Below are 21,527 nucleotides of genomic sequence, written 5' to 3' on the forward strand. Positions count from 1 at the left end.
CAGATGGGTCAGCGATAAACGGAGCTTCCATGGATCTTTTCAGCCGCGAAACCCCAGCCGACGATGCCCCATTAGCCTACCGGATGCGGCCGCGCCTGCTTAAAGACTTTATCGGCCAGCAAGCCCTCGTCGGCCCGGATAAACCGCTTCGACGCATGGCAGAGTCGGGGGTTGTCCGCTCGATGATTCTTTGGGGACCGCCGGGGGTCGGAAAAACCACGCTGGCGGAACTGCTCGCGCATGCGTCAAATGCCCATCTTGAGCAGCTCAGCGCTGTCATGGCAGGTGTGAAGGATATTCGTCTGGTTGTCGATCGCGCCCAACAGATCAACTCACCGACGATTTTATTTTTAGATGAAATTCACCGATTGAACAAGAGTCAGCAGGATGCCCTGCTTCCCCACGTGGAGTCCGGGCTTTTGACCCTGATTGGTGCAACGACCGAAAACCCGTCCTTTGAGGTCAACTCGGCACTGCTCTCCCGGGCACGGGTTTACGTCTTGAAATCGCTTACCCAAGACGAGTTGATCAGCGTGATGCGCCAGGCGCTGGAGGACCCCGAGCGCGGGTTGGGTAAGCGCGCCATCGAGGTGGAGCCTTCAGTCTTGACCGCCCTGGCCCACGCCAGCGCCGGGGATGCCCGCCGCGCATTAGGCCTACTGGAAACCGCCTGCGACTTCACCCTGCACGAGGCAGGCCGCGAAAGGCTTCCCGAAAGTGTACTCAATGATGTGATTGGCCATCAGGCCAGCGCCTTCGACAAGCAGGGCGACGCCTATTATGACCTGCTCTCGGCGATCCACAAATCGGTGCGCTCATCGCGGCCCGATGCTGCTCTGCTGTATATGGCGCGCTTCATTCAGGGCGGCGGCGATCCACTTGATGTGGTGAGAAGGCTCAGCGCCATTGCCTCTGAGGACGTGGGCAACGCCGACCCTCGCGCGCTGCCACTGGTTATCGCCGCCTGGGATGCTTATCTACGCCTGGGCGACTACGAAGGCCAGCGAGCGATCGCCCACGCAGCCATACACCTCGCGGTGGCACCCAAAAGCAATCGCATTGACCAGGCCTGGAACAAAGCCCAGCAGTTCGTCCGCCAACAGCCCCAGGTTGAGGTGCCGACCTACCTGCGAAATGCGCCCACCAAGCTGATGGAGCAGCTCGGCCATGGCAAAGGCTACCGTTACGCTCACAATGAAAAAGACGGCTACCCGGCCGGCAGTGCTCACGACTGCTGGCCGGACGAGCTACCCAGACAGACGTTTTACCAACCCAGCGGATTCGGCCAGGAAAAGCGCTTTGCCGAGATCATGGCCTGGCGCGACGCACAAGACAAAGAGGCTGATCAGGCACCGGATGCCTGATCGGCCTCTGTTCAGAAGTCAATGGAGGCTAGCGCTGGTCTTCGCGGATCACATCAATGCCGTCAGGGATGTCGAATTCGAAACGCTCGTCATCGATATAGCCATTGCGCTCGGCGTTGCTGAAGGTAATCGACGTGCGCTGGCCGGTGCTGTCGGTCATCCACAGCTCGGTGAGCATATCACCGTCAAAGACCATCTGTAGCTGCTCGAACAAGGTGTCTACCGAGGTAGGCACCAGGGTAAAGACGTCATCGCCGCTGTCTTGTTCATATTCGACATCGTAGCTTTCCGTCAGCTCACTGACCTGGCCTGAAAGCAACAGCGCGGGTGTGTGGGTAACGCGCTCATCCAGTGCCTGAACGGTCACTTGTTCAAGGTCAGGGTCGTAGAGATAGACATCGTCACCGTCGGATACCACGGTTTGCGTATAAGGGGCTTCGACTTCCCAGCGCAACAGGCCGGGGCGGGACAACCACATTTCGCCCCGCGCGTCCTGCAACCGCTCGCCGCTGCCATCAAGAATCCGTTGCTCGAACGAAGCCTGATAGCTTTGCAGCGGGTCGAGGCGTTCAGTCAATCGCTCTGCCGCCTCATTGGCCAAGGCCAACGGCGCTGTAAGTGTTAACCCCAGCGCGCTGGCAGCCAGTGCTAACGATGAAGGACGTCGAGTTTGCGTATCGCGCATGCGATCTCCCTAGGCAACCTTGCCAGATAAACATAACAGTGGATCAGCCGAACCACTCGATTAGCCATTAAGACGCTCGTCCGGCGCCCAAGTTTCACCGCTCGCCGGACTTTCACGCTTATTGCACGTTTGACGTGCGGGCTACTGGCCCACCGGTGGCGGCGCCAGGACTTCGCGGGCACCGTTGGTACCCATCGACGACACCACGCCCGCGCCCTCCATGGCTTCCACCAGGCGGGCCGCACGGTTATAGCCAATTTTAAAGCGCCGCTGCACGGCAGAAATCGACGCTTTGCGCGTTTGCGTCACGAACTGCACCGCTTCATCGTACAGCGCATCCTGCTCGGCATCGTCGCTGTCGCCACCCTCGGCTTCCAGGCCGGTCAATGCATCCGCTGATACGCCGCCCGACAGGATCTCCTCGATATACTCAGGCTCACCGCGGCGTTTCAAATCCTCGACGACGCGATGAACTTCATCGTCGTCGACAAAGGCCCCGTGGATGCGATTGGGCGGGCCTGACCCGGCAGGCAGGTAGAGCATGTCGCCATGCCCCAGCAGGCTCTCCGCGCCGCCCTGGTCCAGGATGGTGCGTGAATCGATCCGCGACGAGACCTGGAAGGCCATCCGCGAGGGGATATTGGCCTTGATCAGACCTGTGACCACGTCCACTGACGGGCGCTGGGTGGCGAGTATCAGATGGATGCCCGCCGCGCGGGCTTTCTGCGCCAGACGGGCGATGAGCTCTTCGACTTTTTTGCCCACAATCATGAACATGTCAGCAAATTCGTCGATCACCACCACGATGTATGGCAGCTTCTCAAGTATCGGCGGCGTCTGGTGCATTTCCCAGGGTTGCGGCTCCCAAAGCGGGTCCGCCACCTGGGCACCAGCGCGCTCGGCTTCGTCCAGACGGGCGTTGAAGCCCGCGATATTACGCACCCCCATGGCCGCCATCAGCTTATAGCGGCGCTCCATTTCGGCGACGCACCAGCGCAGGCTGTTGGCCGCTTCTTTCATGTCGGTGACCACCGGCGCCAGCAAGTGAGGAATACCATCGTAGACCGATAGCTCCAGCATCTTGGGGTCGACCATGATCAGTTTCAGCTCATCCGGCGTGGCCTTGAGCAGCATCGAAATCAGCATCGCGTTGACGCCCACCGACTTGCCCGACCCGGTCGTACCGGCCACCAGCAAATGCGGCATTTTGCCAAGGTTGGCCACGACAGGGCCACCGCCGATATCCTGCCCCAAGGCCATGGTCAGCGGTGATTTTTCCTGTTGATAACGGTCGGAATCGATCACCTCGCGGAGCCGGATCATTGCCCGGTGAGGGTTGGGAATCTCGATACCCACCGTCGGGCGCCCGGGAATCACCTCGACCACGCGAACGCTCTTGACCATCAACGAACGCGCCAAATCCTTGGCCAGATTGCTGATCTTGGAAACTTTCACACCGGCAGCCGGCTTGATTTCAAAGCGCGTAATCACCGGCCCCGGCCAAGTATCGACCACCTCGGCCTTCACACCATACTCGCGCAGCCGCACTTCCAGAAGCTCGGCCATATCGGCGAGCTGCTGGTCGGTGTAGTTGGGCTGGTGAGGCTCCGCCGGCGTCAGCAGGCGCAAGCTCGGCACATCACCTTCAGGGTCAGGGATATGATCGAAGCTGGGACGCTGGTTCTGCAGATGCTCAACGGTCCACAGCGTCGGCCCGTTATCGGATTCCTCTGCCTCGGCGGCGTCGTCCGGGCTGAAGGTCGGCTCACTACGCGCAGGGGCTGGTGTCGATACCGTTGGTTGTGACGCGAGCTCTTCATCATCATCGTCCCAAACCGGCTCGGGCACGACTTCAGGCACGCGCTCTTTGGTCCGTTCGGCTGTCAGCGGCCGAGGCTGTTCGGATGCCGGGGCGCCCGCCAATGGTGGCGACGCGGGTTCGTCATCGGCGGCTGACAGCGGCGAGTTAGATGACGGTTCAGCCTCAGCATCGCGGCGCGAGGCGTGCAACGGAAACGACTCGCTGGCCTCGTCCTCACTGGAGGACGGCGTCAATGGTTCGTCCAGGTGGCTCCCCTGGCGATCAGCCGAAGACTCAACGGTCGGCGTCTCACTCAGCGAGGGTGCCGTCGCAGCGGTTTCAGGCTTCACGGGCGTCTGTGTAGCGCTATCAGTTGAGCTCTCTTCAGTCGCTGACCGTGGTTGGGGTTCCGCCTTGAAAGCCGTGGCAGACGGCGTTCGCGCAGCGGCGGTCCAGGGAATCGACGTATCCGTCACGTTATCACGTTCCGTTGAGTCGTCTTCCGCCGAAGGCGCGGATACGGCGGGCTCACGGCGTTTCTTACCGACGCTGCTCTCAGTATCCTGCTCTGCCAATGGCGAGCGCTGCGCGGGCTCCGCCGCGGGCCGCGCTGCTGCGCGCTGCTTGGCGCGGGCACGCCGGGCCTCTCGACGCGCCTGACGGCGTGCTGACCACCAGCCCCCCAGGCGACAGAGACGCCGGCCCACTTCGTCGGCAACCTGTAGCCACGACATCCCACTGAAGAGAGGAAAACCACTCAAGATAAGCGCGGCGGCAATCAGCCCCACGCCGCCACTGCTAACCAGCGGGCGTAATGCGCCGACCAGGCCTTCACCAAGAATTCCCCCCGAGGCATAAGGCAGCGGGCTTTCAGGGTTATAAAAATGCAGCGCACCAAGCATGGTGGTGCCGAACATCAACAGCATCAGGCCACCGGCGCGCACCGCCACGGCAACCGGGTCCAGCTCGAAGCGCACCTGTCGGGAACGCACCAGCCACCAGGCCAGATAGCCCACCATGCCAGGCCACCAAAGGGCGCTGGCACCCAGCAGCGAATAGAGCACATCGGCAAGCCATGCGCCTACCGGGCCCATCCAGTTGCTGACGGCGGTTTCCGGACCCTCGGACAACCAGCCAGGATCCGATGATGAATAGCTAAACAGTGCCAGTAATAAAAACGTACATACCGCCAACAACGCCACGACCACGCCATCCCGCGCAGCCCCTTGCAGGCGTAACCCAAACCGACGCGCTTTGTCCTTGGCGGCATTAACCCGCGCAGAAGACCCACTTTGGCGCGTGTTACGCTGTGTTCGCTTGTCGACCGCTTTATTCACTTTCAAGCGACTCTCCCTTTTGCACCCATTGGCGCCGTTAATCCACTTGCGAGTTTGTATCATACCGAGCATCCTGCTGCCGTCACAGGGCCTCTCGATGCGGACTTGTTACTGTCGTTACCGACCGGAGCACTCAATGTTACCTTGGCTATCTTCGCCAATGCCTCACTTCCCTGCCGTCACCTCGGCGTTGGACTCGCCTAACGGCCTGCTCGCGGCAGGCGGCGAATTAACCCCCGGCTGGCTGGTGGAGGCCTATCGGCGCGGCATCTTCCCCTGGTTCAGCGACAACGACCCCATCCTGTGGTGGAGCCCCGATCCCCGCATGATACTCCTACCGGAACACTTTAAGCAGCGCCGCAGCTTAACAAAAAAGCTGCGTAATGCGGGCTTTGAGATTACCGTCGATCAACATTTCGAGCAGGTGATCGACGCCTGTGCCGCCCCCAGGGGCGACGAACCGGGCACCTGGATCACCGATGACATGGTTCATGCCTACTGTCAGCTTCAGGCCAATGGCATCGCCCACAGCATTGAAGTGCACCAGCATCAACGCCTGGTAGGTGGTCTTTACGGTATTGCCATGGGCCCGATGTTTTTCGGCGAGTCCATGTTTTCCCAGGTTCCGGATGCCTCCAAGGTGGCCCTGGCTCATCTCGCCAGTGCCATGCGCGAACGCGGCGGCAAGCTCATCGACTGTCAGATGCATACGCCCCACCTGGCAAGCCTGGGCGCAACAACAGTCGCCCGGGCGACATTCATCAGCTATCTTGAGAAGTGGTTGCCAGAGACTGATTTTAGTTTCTCAGCCTCACCGGAGAGTGTGCCCGTCGTACCGCCCTCTCCGTGGCTGGCCGCCATTGGACGCTAGTTTTCCAGCCATGTTGACAGGCTAACGGCGACAACGTTAACCCCATCAGGAGGCAAATTGTGAGCAGCAACGCTCCCCGTCGGCTCGTTCGCGACCTGCGCTTCTTTTTGACAGTGCCGCATGCCTGTAGCTACCTGCCCGACCAGGAAGCCACCACGCTGTTTCTGGACCCTCAGGAATCGCCCATGCCTGGCGTTTACGACTCGCTTTCATTGCTCGGGTTTCGGCGCAGCGGTCGCCATTTATACCGTCCGCACTGCGAAGGCTGTAACGCCTGCCGCTCCGTGCGCGTGCCTGTGGCGCATTTTGCACCGAATCGTACCCAACGGCGAATCAGCCGGCGCAATGAGGACATCACCACGCACATTACCCCGGCGTACTTTGATACACGCCACTACGCGCTCTACGCCGACTATATCAATCATCGCCACGCCGATGGCGATATGTACCCTCCCAGCCGCGAACAGTACCGGACGTTTTTGACCCTGGACGAGCCCTATGCGCAATTGATGGAGCTTTACCTGGGGGACAGGCTGATTGGCGTGGCCGCCTTCGATGAGCTTGAACACGGCCTCTCGGCCATCTATACCTTCTTTAGCGTCGATGAAAGCCTCGACAAGCGCTCGCTGGGCACCCTGGCCATTTTACGGCTTATCGAATTGACCCATGACAAGGGGCTACCCCACCTGTACCTCGGTTACTGGATAGAAGCGTGCCGAAAAATGCGTTACAAGCAGAATTTTACGCCGCTTGAGGTACTTGATGGTCGCCAATGGCGAGAATTAATTCGGTAATTAGCCACGCTTTTTTGCCTTGACGGCAGCCTTGCGGCACAATATAGCGCTATCCGAGGTGGTGGCTAAAAACACTGCCCAATGCCCAGTCGTTTTGAGCATACCCATTACGTTAAATTAAGTGAGGAATTGCCTATATGGCACGCGAAGATCATATTGAAATGGATGGCGTTATTGTCGATACCCTACCCAACACCATGTTCCGTGTTGAGCTGGAAAACGGTCACGTCGTCACAGCGCATATCTCCGGAAAAATGCGTAAAAACTACATCCGCATCCTGACCGGCGATAAAGTCAAGGTTGAGCTGACGCCTTACGATCTGTCCAAAGGCCGTATCGTCTACCGTTCGCGCTAAGGCGCCCAGCAGGTGTCACAGCACCCTGCCCGTCACCCAGCTTTGATGCCCGCTCGACCCAAACAGCTCGACCCAAACAGCTCGACCCAAACAACAACGCCCCGTCAATGACAGGGCGCTGCGTTGTTTGCCTCAACCTGCGCGCCCGTTAGGGCGCATCGGCCATTTCCGACTCGGTGGATAAGCGCAGCTCGCCTTCTTCCAGGCTGACGTGCACGATACCCCCCTGATCGGCAAGCTCGCCAAACAGGATCATCTCTGCCAGCGGCTTTTTGAGTTTCTCCTGAATCAGCCGTGCCATCGGGCGCGCGCCCATGTCCGGGTCGTACCCCAGTTCCGCCAGCCAATCGCGGGCCATATCGTCGACTTCCAACTGAACACGCTTCTCATCCAGCTGCGCTTGCAGCTCGATCAGGAACTTGTCGACCACGTTGCGCACAACCGACGTTGGCAGCGAATGGAACTGAATGATGCCGTCCAGACGGTTGCGGAACTCTGGCGAGAAGGTGCGACGAATGACTTCCATCGCATCGGTCGAGTGATCCTGGCTTTGGAACCCGATCGAGCGCCGTGCCGCCTGCTCTGCCCCGGCGTTGGAGGTCATGATCAGGATGACGTGCCGGAAGTCGGCTTCGCGGCCGTTGTTATCGGTCAGGCGACCGTGGTCCATCACCTGCAGCAGCAGGTTGAAGACTTCCGGGTGCGCTTTCTCGATTTCATCCAGCAGCAGTACGCAGTGGGGCTGTTTAGTCACCGCCTCGGTCAACAGGCCACCCTGGTCGTAGCCCACATACCCCGGGGGTGCCCCGATCAGCCGGGACACGGTGTGCCGTTCCATGTACTCCGACATATCAAAGCGCACAAGCTCGATCCCCATGATATGCGAGAGCTGCTTGGCCACCTCGGTTTTACCCACCCCGGTCGGACCGGCGAACAGGAAGCTGCCTACCGGCTTGTCAGGCGACTTCAGTCCGGCGCGAGACAGCTTGATGGCGGCGGACAGGGTATCGATGGCCTCATCCTGTCCAAACACCAGCATTTTCAGGTCGCGGTCAAGCTTTTCAAGCAGCTTGCGATCCGAACTGGACACGCTCTTCGGCGGAATCCGGGCAATCGACGCAACCACTGCCTCAACCTGTTCCACATCAATGGTATCGACACGCACCTCTTCCGGCAGTAGACGCTGGTGCGCCCCGGCTTCATCAATCACGTCGATGGCCTTGTCCGGAAGGTAGCGATCATTGATGTAACGGTCTGCCAGGCGGGCCGCGCTTTCAAGCGCCCCATCGGTGTACTTGAGAGCATGGTGCTCCTCGAACCGTGACCGCAGCCCCTGCAGAATCTTGATGGTGTCTTCCACCGACGGTGCCATGACGTCGACTTTCTGGAAGCGGCGCGCCAAGGCACGATCTTTCTCGAAGATACCGCGGTATTCCTGGAAAGTGGTCGAACCAATGCAGCGCAACTCGCCCGAGGAAAGCAACGGCTTGAGCAGATTGGATGCATCCATCACACCGCCCGACGCAGCCCCTGCGCCGATCACGGTGTGGATCTCGTCGATGAACAGAACGGCATTGGGCTGTTTGCGTAACTCAGCCAGCAGGCTCTTCAGCCGCTTCTCGAAGTCGCCGCGGTATTTGGTACCTGCCAGCAACGCGCCCATATCCAGCGAGTACACCACGGCATCAGCAATCACTTCCGGGACATCTTCTTCGACGATACGCTTGGCCAGGCCTTCGGCAACCGCCGTTTTACCCACGCCAGCTTCGCCTACCAGTAGCGGGTTATTCTTGCGGCGCCGTGCCAGAATCTGTACCACGCGTTCGAGTTCGTGGTCGCGGCCAATCAGGGGATCGATCTTGCCCAGACGCGCTTGCTCGTTGAGGTTGGTGGCGTAGCCAGTAAGCGGATGAGCAGCCCCTTCGGTGCTGCCTTCCTCGGCCTCTTCACCTTCCTGCTGGGAAGGCGATGGCGAGGGGCCGTGACCCGACACTTTCGAAATGCCATGCGCGATGTAATTGACTGCATCCACCCGAGCCACATTCTGCTGCTTGAGGAAGTAGACGGCCTGACTTTCCTGCTCGGAAAAGATTGCCACCAGCACATTGGCACCGGTCACTTCACTTTTCCCGGAGGACTGCACGTGGAACACGGCCCGCTGCAGTACTCGCTGAAAGCCTAACGTGGGCTGCGTTTCGCGGTCGCCCTGGCCTTCAGGAATCAGCGGCGTGGTCGAATTGATGAAGTCCTGCAAATCGGACCGCAGCTTGTCGAGGTTTGCCCCACAGGCCTTCAACACATCCATCGCCGAGGCGTTGTCCAACAGCGCCAGCAGTAGATGCTCGACGGTCATGAACTCGTGGCGCTTGGAGCGTGCCACGGTAAAGGCCGTGTTCAGGGTCAGTTCAAGTTCTTTGCTCAGCATGGCAGTCCCCTTTTCGCTACATCCTAGGGCATAGTGCCAACTAGGCTTGCGTCGGATCAGTTTAATCGACCGGCACCTTCAACATCGGGTACAAATCGTACAGTTGCAAGCCCACCTACCGATTTTTTTCAACGTTCTCAATCGGCGGCTTCAATATCGCTCATTAAAGGATGCTCGCACTCCTGGGCGTATTCGTTCACTTGGTAACTTTTGGTTTCAGCAATGTCTCGGGTGAACACCCCGCAGGTCGCCTTGCCCTGGGTGTGCACCGCCAACATCACCTGAACGGCTTTTTCACTATCCATGTTAAAGAAGCCTTGCAGCACTTCGATAACAAACTCCATCGGCGTGAAGTCGTCGTTATGTAGCACCACCTTGAAAAGTGGCGGCTGAGCCAACTCAGGCTCGGCAGACTGCACCGTCAGGTCGTCGTCATAATCAGGCATATCGGGGCGTGTCATGCCCGCTTCAAGCGAAGTCGCGCCCGGGTATGAACTGTTAGTGTGGGACATAAGCAGCAAGGTTTTTCATCTCTCGGCTGACGGGCAACATCGTAAATACATGGTGTGCTATGTATAAGACGTGCGCAATCAGCAAGGGTTCATGGAAATATCAAAATTATCACACTAGGCCGGACAAAAAACCCCCGCCCGACGAGCGGGCGAGGGCTTTACACAACGGCGGCCTGATGCGTCAGTCGGCTGCGACCATCGACAGGGCGTTGTTCAGCGTCTCGCTGGGACGCATGGCCTGACTTGCCAGCTCACCGCTGGGGCGGAAGTAGCCGTCAATATCCACTGGCTGGCCCTGAACGCTATTGAGCTCGTCGACGATAGTCGCCTCATTGGCTTTCAGCGTTTCCGCCAGACGCGCAAACAGCGTTTTCATCTCGGCATCATCATCCTGAGCGGCCAGTGCCTCCGCCCAGTATAGCGCCAGGTAGAAGTGGCTGCCGCGGTTATCCAGCTCGCCCACCTTACGCGACGGTGACTTGTTGCTGTCCAGGAACTTGCCATTGGCCTCGTCCAGGGCATTGGCCAGCAGCGTGGCACGGGCATTGCTGAAGGTGCTGCCCAGGTGCTCAAGCGACGCCGCCAGGGCCAGGAACTCGCCCAGCGAATCCCAGCGCAAGTGGTTCTCTTCAAGGAACTGCTGAACGTGCTTGGGTGCCGAGCCGCCCGCACCGGTTTCGAACAGTCCACCACCATTCATCAGCGGTACGATGGACAGCATCTTGGCGCTGGTACCCAGCTCCATGATCGGGAACAGGTCGGTCAGATAGTCACGCAGCACGTTACCAGTGACCGAGATCGTGTCCTCGCCTTTACGGATACGCTCAAGGGATACTTTCATCGCCTCGACCGGTGGCAGAATGCGAATATCCAGGCCACTGGTGTCATGGTCCTTGAGGTAGGTTTCGACTTTCTCGATCAGCTGAGCATCGTGGGCACGGTTGCCGTCGAGCCAGAAAATCGCCGGCGCACCGCTCTCCCGGGCACGGGTGACCGCCAGCTTGACCCAATCCTGGATCGGCGCGTCCTTGGTCTGACACATACGCCAGATATCACCCGCCTCGACCTCGTGGCGGAACAGCGTGTGACCGTTTTCGTCAGCGACCACCACGGTGCCATCAGCAGGGATCTGGAAGGTCTTGTCGTGAGAGCCGTACTCTTCAGCTTTCTGGGCCATCAGGCCAACATTGGGCACGCTGCCCATGGTAGTCGGATCGAAAGCGCCATTTTTCTTGCAATCTTCGATGACTGCCTGATAGATGGTCGCGTAGCAACGATCCGGGATCACTGCCTTGGCATCCTGAAGCTCGTCATTGGCGTTCCACATCTTGCCCGAATCACGGATCATGGCAGGCATCGAAGCATCGATGATCACGTCGCTGGGCACGTGAAGGTTCGTAATGCCCTTGTGCGAGTTGACCATCGCCATGGGCGGACGCTCTTTATAAAGCGCCTCGATATCGGCCTTGATGGCCTCCTGCTGTTCGCCGGGCAGCTTTTCGATTGAACTATAAAGATCACCAATACCGCTGTTGGGGTTGAAGCCCGCAAGCGTCAGGCCCTCGCCGTGCTTTTCAAGGACATCTTTATAGAACTCTTCTACCACCATACCGAACATGATCGGGTCAGAGACCTTCATCATGGTCGCTTTTAAATGCAGCGAGAACAACACGTCGTTTTTCTTGGCGTCCTTGATCTGGCTGTCGATAAAGTTGCGCAGACGGCGGCTGCTCATGCAGGCCGCGTCGATGACCTCGCCTTCCTGCACGGCCAGGCCTTCTTTCAATACGGTGTGGGTGCCGTCTTTCTGAGCCAGGTCAATCTTGAGCTTGGTGGCGTGCTTGATCACCGTGGACTGCTCGCTTTCGTAGAAGTCGCCCTCGCTCATATGGGCCACATGGGATTTGGAGTCGGCGCTCCAATCCCCCATGCGATGCGGATACTTGCGTGCATAGCTCTTGACCGACTTGGGCGCGCGGCGGTCAGAGTTACCCTCACGCAGAACCGGGTTGACCGCACTGCCCTTGGCCTTGTCGTAACGCGCCTTGATGGAAGCTTCCTCATCGTTTTTCGGCTCGTCGGGATAATCCGGTAGCGGATACCCCTGGCCTTGAAGCTCTTTGATGGTGGCTTTCAACTGCGGGCCTGAGGCGCTGATATTGGGCAGCTTGATGATATTGGCTTCAGGTGTGGTCGCCAGCTGTCCAAGCTCGGCCAGGTCGTCGCTGACGCGTTGCTCTTCGCTCAACAGGTCAGGAAACTGGGACAGTATGCGCGCGGCAAGCGAGATATCGCGCGTCTCAACGATAATGCCCGCCGAGTCGGTAAAGGCATCAATAATCGGTAACAACGAATAGGTCGCGAGCGCAGGCGCCTCGTCGGTGAGCGTATAAATGATCTTCGGCGTATCGGACATTTTTGCGTTAACCTCTTTTTTCTGTCGCTGTGATTATTAATTCGTAAGCTAAGCGGTTCATTAAGCAAGCAACCCTACCGCGAAGCGTGCGGAGCCTTTTAGGTGGCTCCTTTTTTCACAAGGTGATTGATCGGTGGTGGTGACGACCCCAGCGGCCACGCAGGAGTATACCAGCGCTGAACGTTAACCGCATGAGCGATTGTCGACAAATCAAGGCCGGGCCCAAACCACGATGAGCAACCTCTACCTATTGCATAAACCTTACCGCATGCTCTCCCAGTTCACCGACCCTCAGGGCCGTGCCACTCTTGCGGATATCATCGAAGTCCCCGGCGTTTACGCGGCCGGGCGGCTCGACTACGACTCCGAGGGCCTGCTGCTGCTCAGCGATGACGGCAACCTTATCCATCGCATTGCCCACCCGCGTCACAAACAACCCAAAACCTATTGGGTCCAGGTCGAAGGTCGCATGGACGATGCCGCGCTAGCGGCCCTGAAAAACGGCGTGACATTAAAAGATGGACCCACGCTGCCCGCCAAGGTTCGTCGCATGGAAACGCCCAACATCGCGCCGCGCGAGCCAGCCATAGATCCCAAACGTCACCCATCCACCAGCTGGCTGGAGCTGACCATCAGCGAAGGCCGCAATCGTCAGGTAAGACGCATGACCGCCCATGTCGGCTTCCCCACGCTGCGCCTCATTCGCGCCGCTATTGGCGCCTGGCAGCTTGGCGAACTGGCGCCCGGCGAGTGGCGCCGGGAAACCCTTCATGCGCCTCGAAGCACATCCCGGCCCAAGCCGTCCAGCCAGCGCAAACGGCCCACTTCAGGACGCAGGCGGTCATGACGAACACACTTCACAGTACCTGCGCCTGCGTCATCCAGCGGGGCGCACGTTTCCTGATGGTCGAGGAAGCCCGCGGCGGCACGGCCACGGTATTCAACCAACCAGCCGGACACATTGAGCCGGGCGAAGGCCCCATGGCCGCTATTTTACGCGAGGTCGCCGAAGAAACCGCCTGGCAGGTCACGCTGACCGGCTATCTGGGGCTCTATATTTTCCATACCCCCCAGGGGAAAACCTTTCACAGTCATGGGTTCATCGCCACGCCCACGACGTTCCTCGCCACACCGCTGGACATCGATATCACCGCGACCCACTGGCTGACGCTTGCCGAAATTCAGGCGCTCAATAGCGCGGGTCGACTGCGTAGCCCGCTGGTGATCACCCGCATCGAAGACGCCATGCAAGGTAACGGCTACCCCTTGAACGTTATCCGCGAGTGAACCACTCGAAGCGCCATGGCTCCATCGTGTATAATCACCGCCTGATTGCACACTCAACCGAGGATGGCGATGACATCCATCACTGGCACCACGATGCCTAAAAGCACGCCCGATACACCTCCCACCGGCAAGGTGATTGTCGGCATGTCCGGCGGCGTTGACTCCTCCGTCTCAGCCTTGCTGCTGTTGCAACAAGGCTACGAGGTCGAAGGCCTGTTCATGAAGAATTGGGACGAAGACGACGGCACGGAGTACTGCACGGCGAAGGAAGACCTCGCTGACGCCGAGGCGGTGTGCGAGAAGCTGGGCATCAAGCTGCACACGGCCAACTTTGCCGCCGAATACTGGGATAACGTTTTCGAGCACTTTCTGGCCGAGTACAAAGCGGGCCGCACGCCCAATCCGGACATCCTTTGCAACCGGGAAATCAAGTTCAAGGTCTTTCTCGAATACGCAGAGATGCTTGGCGCGGACAAAATCGCCACCGGTCATTACGTTCGTCAAGGGGTACGAGAAGGTCGCCCGCGCCTGCTGAAAGGCCTGGACGCCAACAAGGACCAGAGCTACTTCCTGCACGCCGTGCCTGAAGCCGCCATCGCCCGCACGCTGTTTCCGGTAGGTGAGCTCGAGAAGCCCGCCGTTCGCGCGCTGGCCGAGCAGCACGACCTGGTGACTGCCAAGAAGAAAGACTCCACAGGCATCTGCTTTATCGGCGAACGGCGCTTCAGTGATTTCCTGAAGCAGTACCTGCCTGCCCAGCCCGGCACCATCGAAACCCCCGACGGCGACGTGATTGGCGAGCACATGGGGTTGATGTACTACACCCTGGGCCAACGTCAGGGGCTGGGTATCGGCGGCCTGGCCAACTACTCTGAAGACCCGTGGTATGTCGCTGAAAAAGACCTGGATCGCAACGTGCTGGTGGCCGTGCAAGGCAAGCACCACTCGCTGCTCTACAGCGATGCCCTGGTCACCGAGGCGATGGACTGGGTCGCCGGTGAGCCACCGGTGACCCAGGGACGTTTCAAGGCCAAAACCCGCTACCGCCAGAGCGACCGCGGCTGCGATATCATCACCAGGCCCGATGGCAGTGTCGAGGTGCATTTCGATGAGCCTCAACGCGCCGTTACCCCAGGCCAGTCGCTGGTTCTTTACGACGGCGATATCTGCCTGGGCGGCGGCGTGATTCACTCCACATGGAAGGCAACCGAGGCAGCCGCATGAACCCAACGCCGATACACCGCGCGCCGGAAAACCCGACCGCGCGCCAAGCCCTTGCGCTAGCGGGGGTCTTTCAGGCCGCCAGCCTGGTGGACGAACTGGCCCGCACCGGCCAGGTTGAAACGCGCGCCTGGGAAACGCTGATCGAAGCCACCAGCAACCCCAACCCGGAAAGCTTTGAGGCGATCTACGGCGGCCACCCCAACAACCTGCGCCAGGGGCTCGACACCCTCGAGATGCTGGTCGGCCGGGAACAGGCCAACCCGGTGGTACTGCGCTATGGCTTCTCACTGCTATTGCTCATGAACAAGCTGCGCACCAACCGCAAGATGATGGATACCCTGGGGCAAAAAATGAACCATATTCAGGACCAGGCGGAACACTTCGGCGCCACCCATGAAAACGTGGTCGCCAGCCTGGGCGAAGCCTATCAGGAAACCATCTCGACATTTAAAACCCGCATTGTCGTTCAGGGCGACCCGTCGCTGCTGCAGACCCGTATGATGCCCGAGCGCGTACGTGCCTGCTTGATGGCCGGTATTCGCTTCGCGCTGCTGTGGCACCAGCAAGGCGGTCGCCGCTGGAAACTGATGTTCCAGCGCAAGGCCCTGCGTCGCGCGCTGGATGACTTGAAATAACGCCTTTTACGCTTAACTGCTTTCACCTCTGGAAACCAAGCCATGCAACTTTCTGCCTTGACTGCACTCTCCCCCGTTGACGGCCGCTACGCCAGTAAAGCCGCCGCCCTGCGAGAACATTTCAGCGAATTCGGCCTGATTCGCGCCCGTGTCATTGTGGAAGTTCGCTGGCTGCAGCGGCTTGCAGAGCATAACCAGATCGTCGAGGTGCCGCCGCTTTCCGCCCAGGCTACGGCGTTTCTTGAAGCCTTGATCCGTGATTTTTCCGTGGCCGACGCCGAGCGCATCAAGGATATCGAGCGTACGACCAACCACGACGTCAAGGCGGTGGAATATTTTCTCAAGGAGAAGATTGCCGGCAACAGCGAGCTGCATGCGGTCACCGAGTTCATTCACTTTGCCTGCACCTCCGAAGATATCAACAACCTTTCCTACGGCGTGATGCTGGCCGATGGCCTCCAGGCACTGCTGCCGGTCATGCATAACGTGGCCGACGACATCGCCGCACTGGCCATTGCCCATGCCGGGCAGCCGATGCTGTCGCGCACCCACGGGCAAACGGCCAGCCCCACAACGCTTGGCAAGGAAATGGCCAACGTGGCCTACCGCCTCAAGCGCCAGCTCAAGCAGGTCGAAGGCGTCGAGATCCTGGGTAAAATCAATGGCGCGGTAGGCAACTACAACGCCCATCTGGCGACCTACCCCGAGATCGACTGGGAAGCCAACGCGCGTACCTTCGTGGAAGGCCTGGGGCTGAGCTTCAACCCCTACACCACCCAGATCGAACCCCACGACTACATCGCCGAGCTGTTCGATGCCATATGCCGCTTCAATACCATCCTGATCGACTTCGACCGCGACGTCTGGGGCTATATCTCGCTAGGCTACTTCAAACAGCGCACCGTGGAAGGCGAAATTGGCTCGTCGACCATGCCCCACAAGGTCAACCCCATCGACTTTGAGAACTCTGAAGGCAACCTTGGCCTGGCCAATGCCGTGCTCGGCCACCTGGCGCAAAAGCTGCCGATCTCGCGCTGGCAGCGCGATTTGACCGACTCCACCGTATTGCGCAACCTCGGTGTTGGCCTGGCTTATGGCTTGATTGGCTACCACGCCAGCCTCAAGGGCATCAGCAAGCTGGAAGCCAACCCGGAGCGTTTGACTCAGGATCTGGACAACAGCTGGGAAGTGCTCGCCGAGCCGATTCAAACCGTCATGCGTCGCTTCGGGATTGAAAAGCCCTACGAGAAACTCAAGGAACTGACCCGAGGCAAACGCATCGATCAGGCAGGCTTTGCCGCCTTCATTGACACGCTTGCGCTACCCGACGACGCCAAAGCCGAACTGAAGGCGATGTCACCCGCCACCTACATCGGCGATGCAAAAGCCCAGGCCGAAGCCATTCGCCAACGGCTTGATGCACTATAATTAAGTTTTACTCTAGTTAAGGTCTACCCTGATTAGGCTGGAACCACGGCTCTACTGCCACGTTCGTTTAGGATACCACCATGCAACCTTCTGATAAGCCACTGACCCTGCTCGGCGATTTGACCCCGGCGGAATTTCTGGCGAGCTACTGGCAACAAAAGCCGCTATTGATTCGCGGGGCGATACCCGACTACATCAGCCCCATCGAACCCGATGAGCTGGCAGGGCTTGCCTGCGAGCCAGGCATCGAAGCCCGTCTGGTAGAAGAAAAAGGCCCGGACGGCGCATGGCAGGTGTCCCACGGGCCTTTCGACGAAGCCACCTTCGAGCGGCTGCCGGAGCGCAACTGGAGCCTCCTGGTACAAGCCGTGGATCACTACCTGCCCTCGGTGGCTGCCCTGCTGGATGAGTTCGACTTTCTGCCCCGCTGGCGGTTGGACGACATCATGGTCAGCTACGCGCCGCCCGGCGGCAGCGTCGGTCCCCACGTCGACCAGTACGACGTTTTCCTGTTTCAAGCCAGTGGCCAGCGCCGTTGGCAACTGGGCGGCCCGACCAGTGATGACGCGCCGATTGTGCAGGGCATTGACCTACGCATTCTGGAAACCTTCGAGATTGAAGAAGACTCCGACTGGGTACTGGAGCCCGGCGACATGCTTTACTTGCCACCGGGCTGGGCTCACCACGGGGTTAGCCAGACCGACGACTGCATCACCATGTCGGTGGGTTTCAGGGCGCCATCGGCGGATGAAGCGGTCACCTCCTACGCCGATTACCGGGGCGAACAGCTACCCGCCTCGCTGCGCTACAGCGACGCCGGTCGGGCCCCTGCGGCCCACAGTGGCGAGCTGGACGATGTCTCGGTGGAGCGCATGCGCCAACTGATCCTGTCGACACTGGATAATCCCCAGCAAATCGCTCAGTGGTTCGGGCGTGCAATGACCCAGCCCAAGTACGTTGACCAGGTGGTCCCGCTGGATACGCCGATGGACGAATCAGGTCTTGTCGCTCAGCTACAGGAAGATGGTCCACTCTATCATATGCCTGGCTCGCGCTTTGCCTGGCGCACCGAGAATGGCACCACCACGCTGTTCGTCGACGGTGAAGGCTACACCTGCACAGAAGCGCTTGCTCAGCGGCTGGCGTCAACGGCACCGCTGCATGAAGACGTGCTGGAACTACCGGGTGCCAAAGCGCTCATCACCCAGCTTGTCAACGCGGGCAGCCTGAGCTGGCTGCAGGACGACGATGACGACGAGGAATAGCATGCCCCGCGACAGCCTACCGGTCACCGTTCAGGAAGGCGACTGGCAAGCGCTGGGCGAGATCGCCAGCCATATCCGTCGCGTGGTGTTCATTGACGAGCAACAGGTGCCCCAGGACGAGGAATGGGACGGCCAGGACCCCGCCTGCCATCATTTCCTGGCCTACCTGGACGGCAACCCGGTGGGCACTGCACGACTCCTGCCTGATGGCCATATTGGCCGCGTGGCGGTGCTTGCCGAAGCACGCGGAACCGGCATCGGTGGCCAATTGATGGCCGCCGCTATCGCCACCGCCCAGCGTGTCGGCCACCCTCAAGTCGTCCTGAGCTCACAGCTCCATGCGCTGGCCTTTTACGAACGGCTCGGCTTCGTCGCCCATGGCGAGACCTTCATGGATGCCGGCATCCCTCACCGCGAGATGACGCTGACCTTCAGCTGATCGCTTTCCCGCTAATCACGAAATTCCACTACACAGACCCCAGCGTTGTCGCCCGGCTGTAGTCAAGCTACAACGCTGCCTGCCCCCAAGTGTCAATTGTTGCCCTCCGCCCCTTCAGGGATAGTGTCTTTACTGCAGTGCCGCAAGGACTGCCCGGAAAACCCGCTTACGACGTTCTATTAAGAGACTTATTTCTTAAAGACACGCCAAGCGAATTGAACGATGCTGAAAGCGACTTCGCAGGTGCAGCATAAGACATTGCTTACATGCGCATCGCCATCATAACCCCGGAGGGATTAGCTCATGACTGGACTTCTCGAAGAGATCAAGGCACTGGCCCAACTACGCGAAGCACAAGGCGGCAAGTGGGATAACATCAACCCCGAATACGCCGCGCGTATGCGTGCCCAGAACCGCTTCCACACCGGTCTGGATATCGCCCGGTATACCGCCAAGATCATGCGCGACGACATGGCCGCCTACGATGCCGACACCAGCAAGTACACTCAGTCACTGGGTTGCTGGCACGGCTTTATCGGCCAGCAGAAAATGCTTTCCATCAAAAAGCATTTCGGCACCACCAAGCGCAGCTACCTCTACCTGTCAGGCTGGATGGTCGCCGCGCTGCGTTCAGAGTTTGGCCCGCTGCCTGACCAGTCCATGCATGAAAAAACCTCGGTCGCCAACCTGATCCAAGAGCTCTACACTTTTCTCAAGCAGGCCGATGCGTGGGAGCTTAACCACCTGTTCCGCGCCCTGGACGACGCCAAAGAGGCTGGCGACAAGTCCAAGGAGCAGGAACTGATCAGTCAGATCGACAACCACGAAACCCACGTGGTGCCGATCATCGCTGACATCGACGCCGGTTTTGGTAACGCGGAAGCCACTTACCTGCTGGCCAAGAAATTCATCGAAGCGGGTGCCTGCTGTATCCAGCTGGAAAACCAGGTATCCGACGAGAAGCAGTGCGGCCACCAGGACGGCAAGGTCACCGTACCCCATGAAGACTTTATTGCCAAAATCAACGCCGTACGCTACGCCTTCCTGGAACTGGGGGTTGATGATGGCGTGATCGTGGCACGTACAGACTCGCTGGGGGCGGGGTTGACCCAGAAGATCGCCGTGACCACCGAGCCGGGCGATCTGGGCGACCAGTACAACAGTTTCCTCGACGGCGACGTGATCGAAAACGCCAGCGACATCAATAATGGCGACGTGGTCATCAAGCAGAACGGCAAGTTGGTCAAGCCCAAGCGGCTCGCCTCCGGCCTCTACCAGTTCAAACCGGGTACCGGTGAAGACCGCGTGGTGCTCGACTGCATCACCAGCCTGCAAAACGGCGCAGACCTGCTGTGGATCGAGACCGAAAAACCCCACGTCGGCCAGATCGCCGCCATGGTCAATCGTATCCGCGAAGTCTGCCCGGATGCCAAGCTGGTCTACAACAACTCACCGTCGTTCAACTGGACACTCAACTTCCGTCAGCAAGTATTCGATGCCTGGGAAAAAGAAGGCAAGGACGTCTCGGCCTACGAGCGCGATAAGCTGATGGGTATCGAGTACGACAACACCGAACTTGGCCAACTGGCCGACGAGTGGACACGTAACTTCCAGCGCGACAGCGCACGTGAGGCGGGTATCTTCCATCACCTGATCACCCTGCCCACCTACCATACGGCGGCGCTGTCCACCGACAACCTGGCCAAGGGCTACTTTGGCGATGACGGTATGCTGGCCTACGTCAAGAAAGTCCAGCGCGAGGAAATCCGCCAGGGCATTGCCACCGTCAAGCACCAGGACATGGCAGGCTCCAACATCGGCGATGACCACAAGGAGTTCTTCCAGGGTGAAGCCGCGCTGAAAGCAGGCGGCAAAGACAACACCATGAACCAGTTCGGCTGACACCGGCCGCCAGACGCTAATCTAATGGCCCAACGCCCGGAAAGATTTCCACTTTCCGGGCTTTTTTATACCCACCTGCGTGCTTTGCACACTCTTTTCTTAATCAACCACTACACTGTTTTGCATAATCATTTTGCACTATTAGCTTGCATCATTGTCTTATATTACTACTTTACATAGTCAGCATTTCAAACGACCGCTTATCAACATCAGCATTTTTAGGTATGTTGTTAACGAACGCTGTTCTATAATATGGTCGAAAGTTCTCGTTGCAGACGGGATGACTAAGACAACCACCCGGAGGTGTCCATGAAACGTTTACTCCCTATCGCCGCTCTCAGCGTTCTCACGCTTGCTGGCTGCGCCAACACAGCGGGCTACTCGGGCGATGTATACAGCGGCAACCAGGCCAAGACCACGCAAAATGTAAGGATTGGCACCATTGCCGCGGTGCGCCCGGTACAAATTCAGGCAGATAGCCGCACCGGCGGCCTGCTCGGCGGTGGTGGCGGTGCCATTATCGGCGGTCTGCTGGGTAACCAGATCGGTGGCGGTTCCGGGCGTCAACTGGCCACCGTTGCCGGCGCGCTGGGTGGTTCTATTGCCGGTACCGCTGCTGAAGACCGCGCCAATCGCATTGACGCCCTGGAAATGGAAATCCGCCTGGAAGACGGTACCGACGTAGTGGTCGTACAGCGCGCCGACCGCCAGTTCCAGCCGGGTCAGAAAGTTCGCCTGATTGGTAACGGTGCCAATGCAAGCGTTGCCCCTTACTGATGGTTAGTA

18 protein-coding genes are annotated in these 21,527 nt (G+C 59.2%); 13 read left to right on the top strand and 5 right to left on the bottom strand.

All coding sequences use genetic code 11. The features are described from left to right. Positions 1 to 29 precede the first annotated feature (29 nt). Positions 30 to 1,364, top strand: coding sequence for a replication-associated recombination protein A (locus IT895_RS12845; protein WP_085917767.1), 1,335 nt, complete (start codon positions 30 to 32; stop codon positions 1,362 to 1,364). 28 nt (positions 1,365 to 1,392) lie between these two features. Here the strand turns inward: IT895_RS12845 and lolA are convergent, their stop codons facing one another. Continuing rightward, positions 1,393 to 2,049 (bottom strand): outer membrane lipoprotein chaperone LolA, encoded by a 657-nt coding sequence (lolA, locus tag IT895_RS12850; protein ID WP_199283671.1) that lies wholly within the window; start codon positions 2,047 to 2,049, stop codon positions 1,393 to 1,395. Between the two features lie 141 nt (positions 2,050 to 2,190). Then, entirely contained in the window at positions 2,191 to 5,193 is a 3,003-nt protein-coding gene (locus tag IT895_RS12855; protein WP_199283672.1) for a DNA translocase FtsK, read from the bottom strand. A 130-nt stretch (positions 5,194 to 5,323) separates the two neighbouring features. Between IT895_RS12855 and aat the strand changes: the two genes are divergently transcribed. The 3 genes from aat to infA all read left to right on the top strand — a co-directional run bounded on the left by aat (position 5,324) and on the right by infA (position 7,208). Continuing rightward, a complete protein-coding gene (aat, locus tag IT895_RS12860; RefSeq protein ID WP_199283673.1) occupies positions 5,324 to 6,058 on the top strand; it encodes a leucyl/phenylalanyl-tRNA--protein transferase in 735 nt (244 codons plus the stop codon). Between the two features lie 59 nt (positions 6,059 to 6,117). After that, positions 6,118 to 6,852 carry an arginyltransferase gene (locus IT895_RS12865; protein ID WP_199283674.1) on the top strand — a complete coding sequence of 245 codons (735 nt, stop codon included), beginning with the start codon at positions 6,118 to 6,120 and terminating at the stop codon, positions 6,850 to 6,852. A 137-nt stretch (positions 6,853 to 6,989) separates the two neighbouring features. Continuing rightward, the gene (infA, locus tag IT895_RS12870) at positions 6,990 to 7,208 is read left to right on the top strand and encodes a translation initiation factor IF-1 (protein WP_066318014.1); all 219 of its coding nucleotides are present in this window, start codon (positions 6,990 to 6,992) and stop codon (positions 7,206 to 7,208) included. A gap of 148 nt (positions 7,209 to 7,356) precedes the next feature. On the opposite strand, the gene clpA is transcribed toward infA, so the two are convergent. The 3 genes from clpA to IT895_RS12885 form a co-directional block, all read right to left on the bottom strand. Next, on the bottom strand, positions 7,357 to 9,633 hold the full coding sequence (gene clpA, locus IT895_RS12875) for an ATP-dependent Clp protease ATP-binding subunit ClpA (RefSeq protein ID WP_085917762.1): 2,277 nt from the start codon (positions 9,631 to 9,633) through the stop codon (positions 7,357 to 7,359). A gap of 137 nt (positions 9,634 to 9,770) precedes the next feature. Then, positions 9,771 to 10,079 carry an ATP-dependent Clp protease adapter ClpS gene (clpS, locus tag IT895_RS12880; RefSeq protein ID WP_085917897.1) on the bottom strand — a complete coding sequence of 103 codons (309 nt, stop codon included), beginning with the start codon at positions 10,077 to 10,079 and terminating at the stop codon, positions 9,771 to 9,773. Positions 10,080 to 10,326: 247 nt separating this feature from the next. After that, the gene (locus IT895_RS12885) at positions 10,327 to 12,561 is read right to left on the bottom strand and encodes an NADP-dependent isocitrate dehydrogenase (RefSeq protein WP_199283675.1); all 2,235 of its coding nucleotides are present in this window, start codon (positions 12,559 to 12,561) and stop codon (positions 10,327 to 10,329) included. Positions 12,562 to 12,793: 232 nt separating this feature from the next. On the opposite strand from IT895_RS12885, the gene IT895_RS12890 reads away from it, so the two are divergent. The 9 genes from IT895_RS12890 (at position 12,794) to IT895_RS12930 (ending at position 21,518) form a co-directional block, all read left to right on the top strand. Then, on the top strand, positions 12,794 to 13,408 hold the full coding sequence (locus IT895_RS12890) for a pseudouridine synthase (protein WP_199283676.1): 615 nt from the start codon (positions 12,794 to 12,796) through the stop codon (positions 13,406 to 13,408). Then, positions 13,405 to 13,848 carry an NUDIX domain-containing protein gene (locus IT895_RS12895; RefSeq protein ID WP_085917760.1) on the top strand — a complete coding sequence of 148 codons (444 nt, stop codon included), beginning with the start codon at positions 13,405 to 13,407 and terminating at the stop codon, positions 13,846 to 13,848. The genes IT895_RS12890 and IT895_RS12895 overlap by 4 nt, the downstream gene beginning before the upstream one ends. Positions 13,849 to 13,917: 69 nt before the next feature. Then, positions 13,918 to 15,072, top strand: a complete 1,155-nt coding sequence (gene mnmA, locus IT895_RS12900) for a tRNA 2-thiouridine(34) synthase MnmA (protein ID WP_199283677.1) — start codon at positions 13,918 to 13,920, stop codon at positions 15,070 to 15,072. After that, positions 15,069 to 15,707 carry a high frequency lysogenization protein HflD gene (gene hflD / locus IT895_RS12905; protein ID WP_199283678.1) on the top strand — a complete coding sequence of 213 codons (639 nt, stop codon included), beginning with the start codon at positions 15,069 to 15,071 and terminating at the stop codon, positions 15,705 to 15,707. The genes mnmA and hflD overlap by 4 nt, the downstream gene beginning before the upstream one ends. Before the next feature lie 42 nt (positions 15,708 to 15,749). After that, on the top strand, positions 15,750 to 17,135 hold the full coding sequence (purB, locus tag IT895_RS12910) for an adenylosuccinate lyase (RefSeq protein WP_085917758.1): 1,386 nt from the start codon (positions 15,750 to 15,752) through the stop codon (positions 17,133 to 17,135). Between the two features lie 80 nt (positions 17,136 to 17,215). Beyond that, entirely contained in the window at positions 17,216 to 18,400 is a 1,185-nt protein-coding gene (locus IT895_RS12915) for a cupin domain-containing protein (protein ID WP_199283679.1), read from the top strand. A gap of 1 nt (position 18,401) precedes the next feature. Next, positions 18,402 to 18,839, top strand: a complete 438-nt coding sequence (locus tag IT895_RS12920) for a GNAT family N-acetyltransferase (protein ID WP_199283680.1) — start codon at positions 18,402 to 18,404, stop codon at positions 18,837 to 18,839. Between the two features lie 303 nt (positions 18,840 to 19,142). Next, complete coding sequence (locus IT895_RS12925; RefSeq protein WP_199283681.1) at positions 19,143 to 20,741, top strand: isocitrate lyase; 1,599 nt, start codon at positions 19,143 to 19,145, stop codon at positions 20,739 to 20,741. Between the two features lie 309 nt (positions 20,742 to 21,050). Continuing rightward, on the top strand, positions 21,051 to 21,518 hold the full coding sequence (locus IT895_RS12930; RefSeq protein ID WP_066318047.1) for a glycine zipper 2TM domain-containing protein: 468 nt from the start codon (positions 21,051 to 21,053) through the stop codon (positions 21,516 to 21,518). Positions 21,519 to 21,527: the final 9 nt, after the last annotated feature.

The organism is Halomonas sp. A40-4 (genome assembly GCF_015767635.1).
Taxonomy (GTDB): Bacteria; Pseudomonadota; Gammaproteobacteria; order Pseudomonadales; family Halomonadaceae; genus Vreelandella; species Vreelandella janggokensis.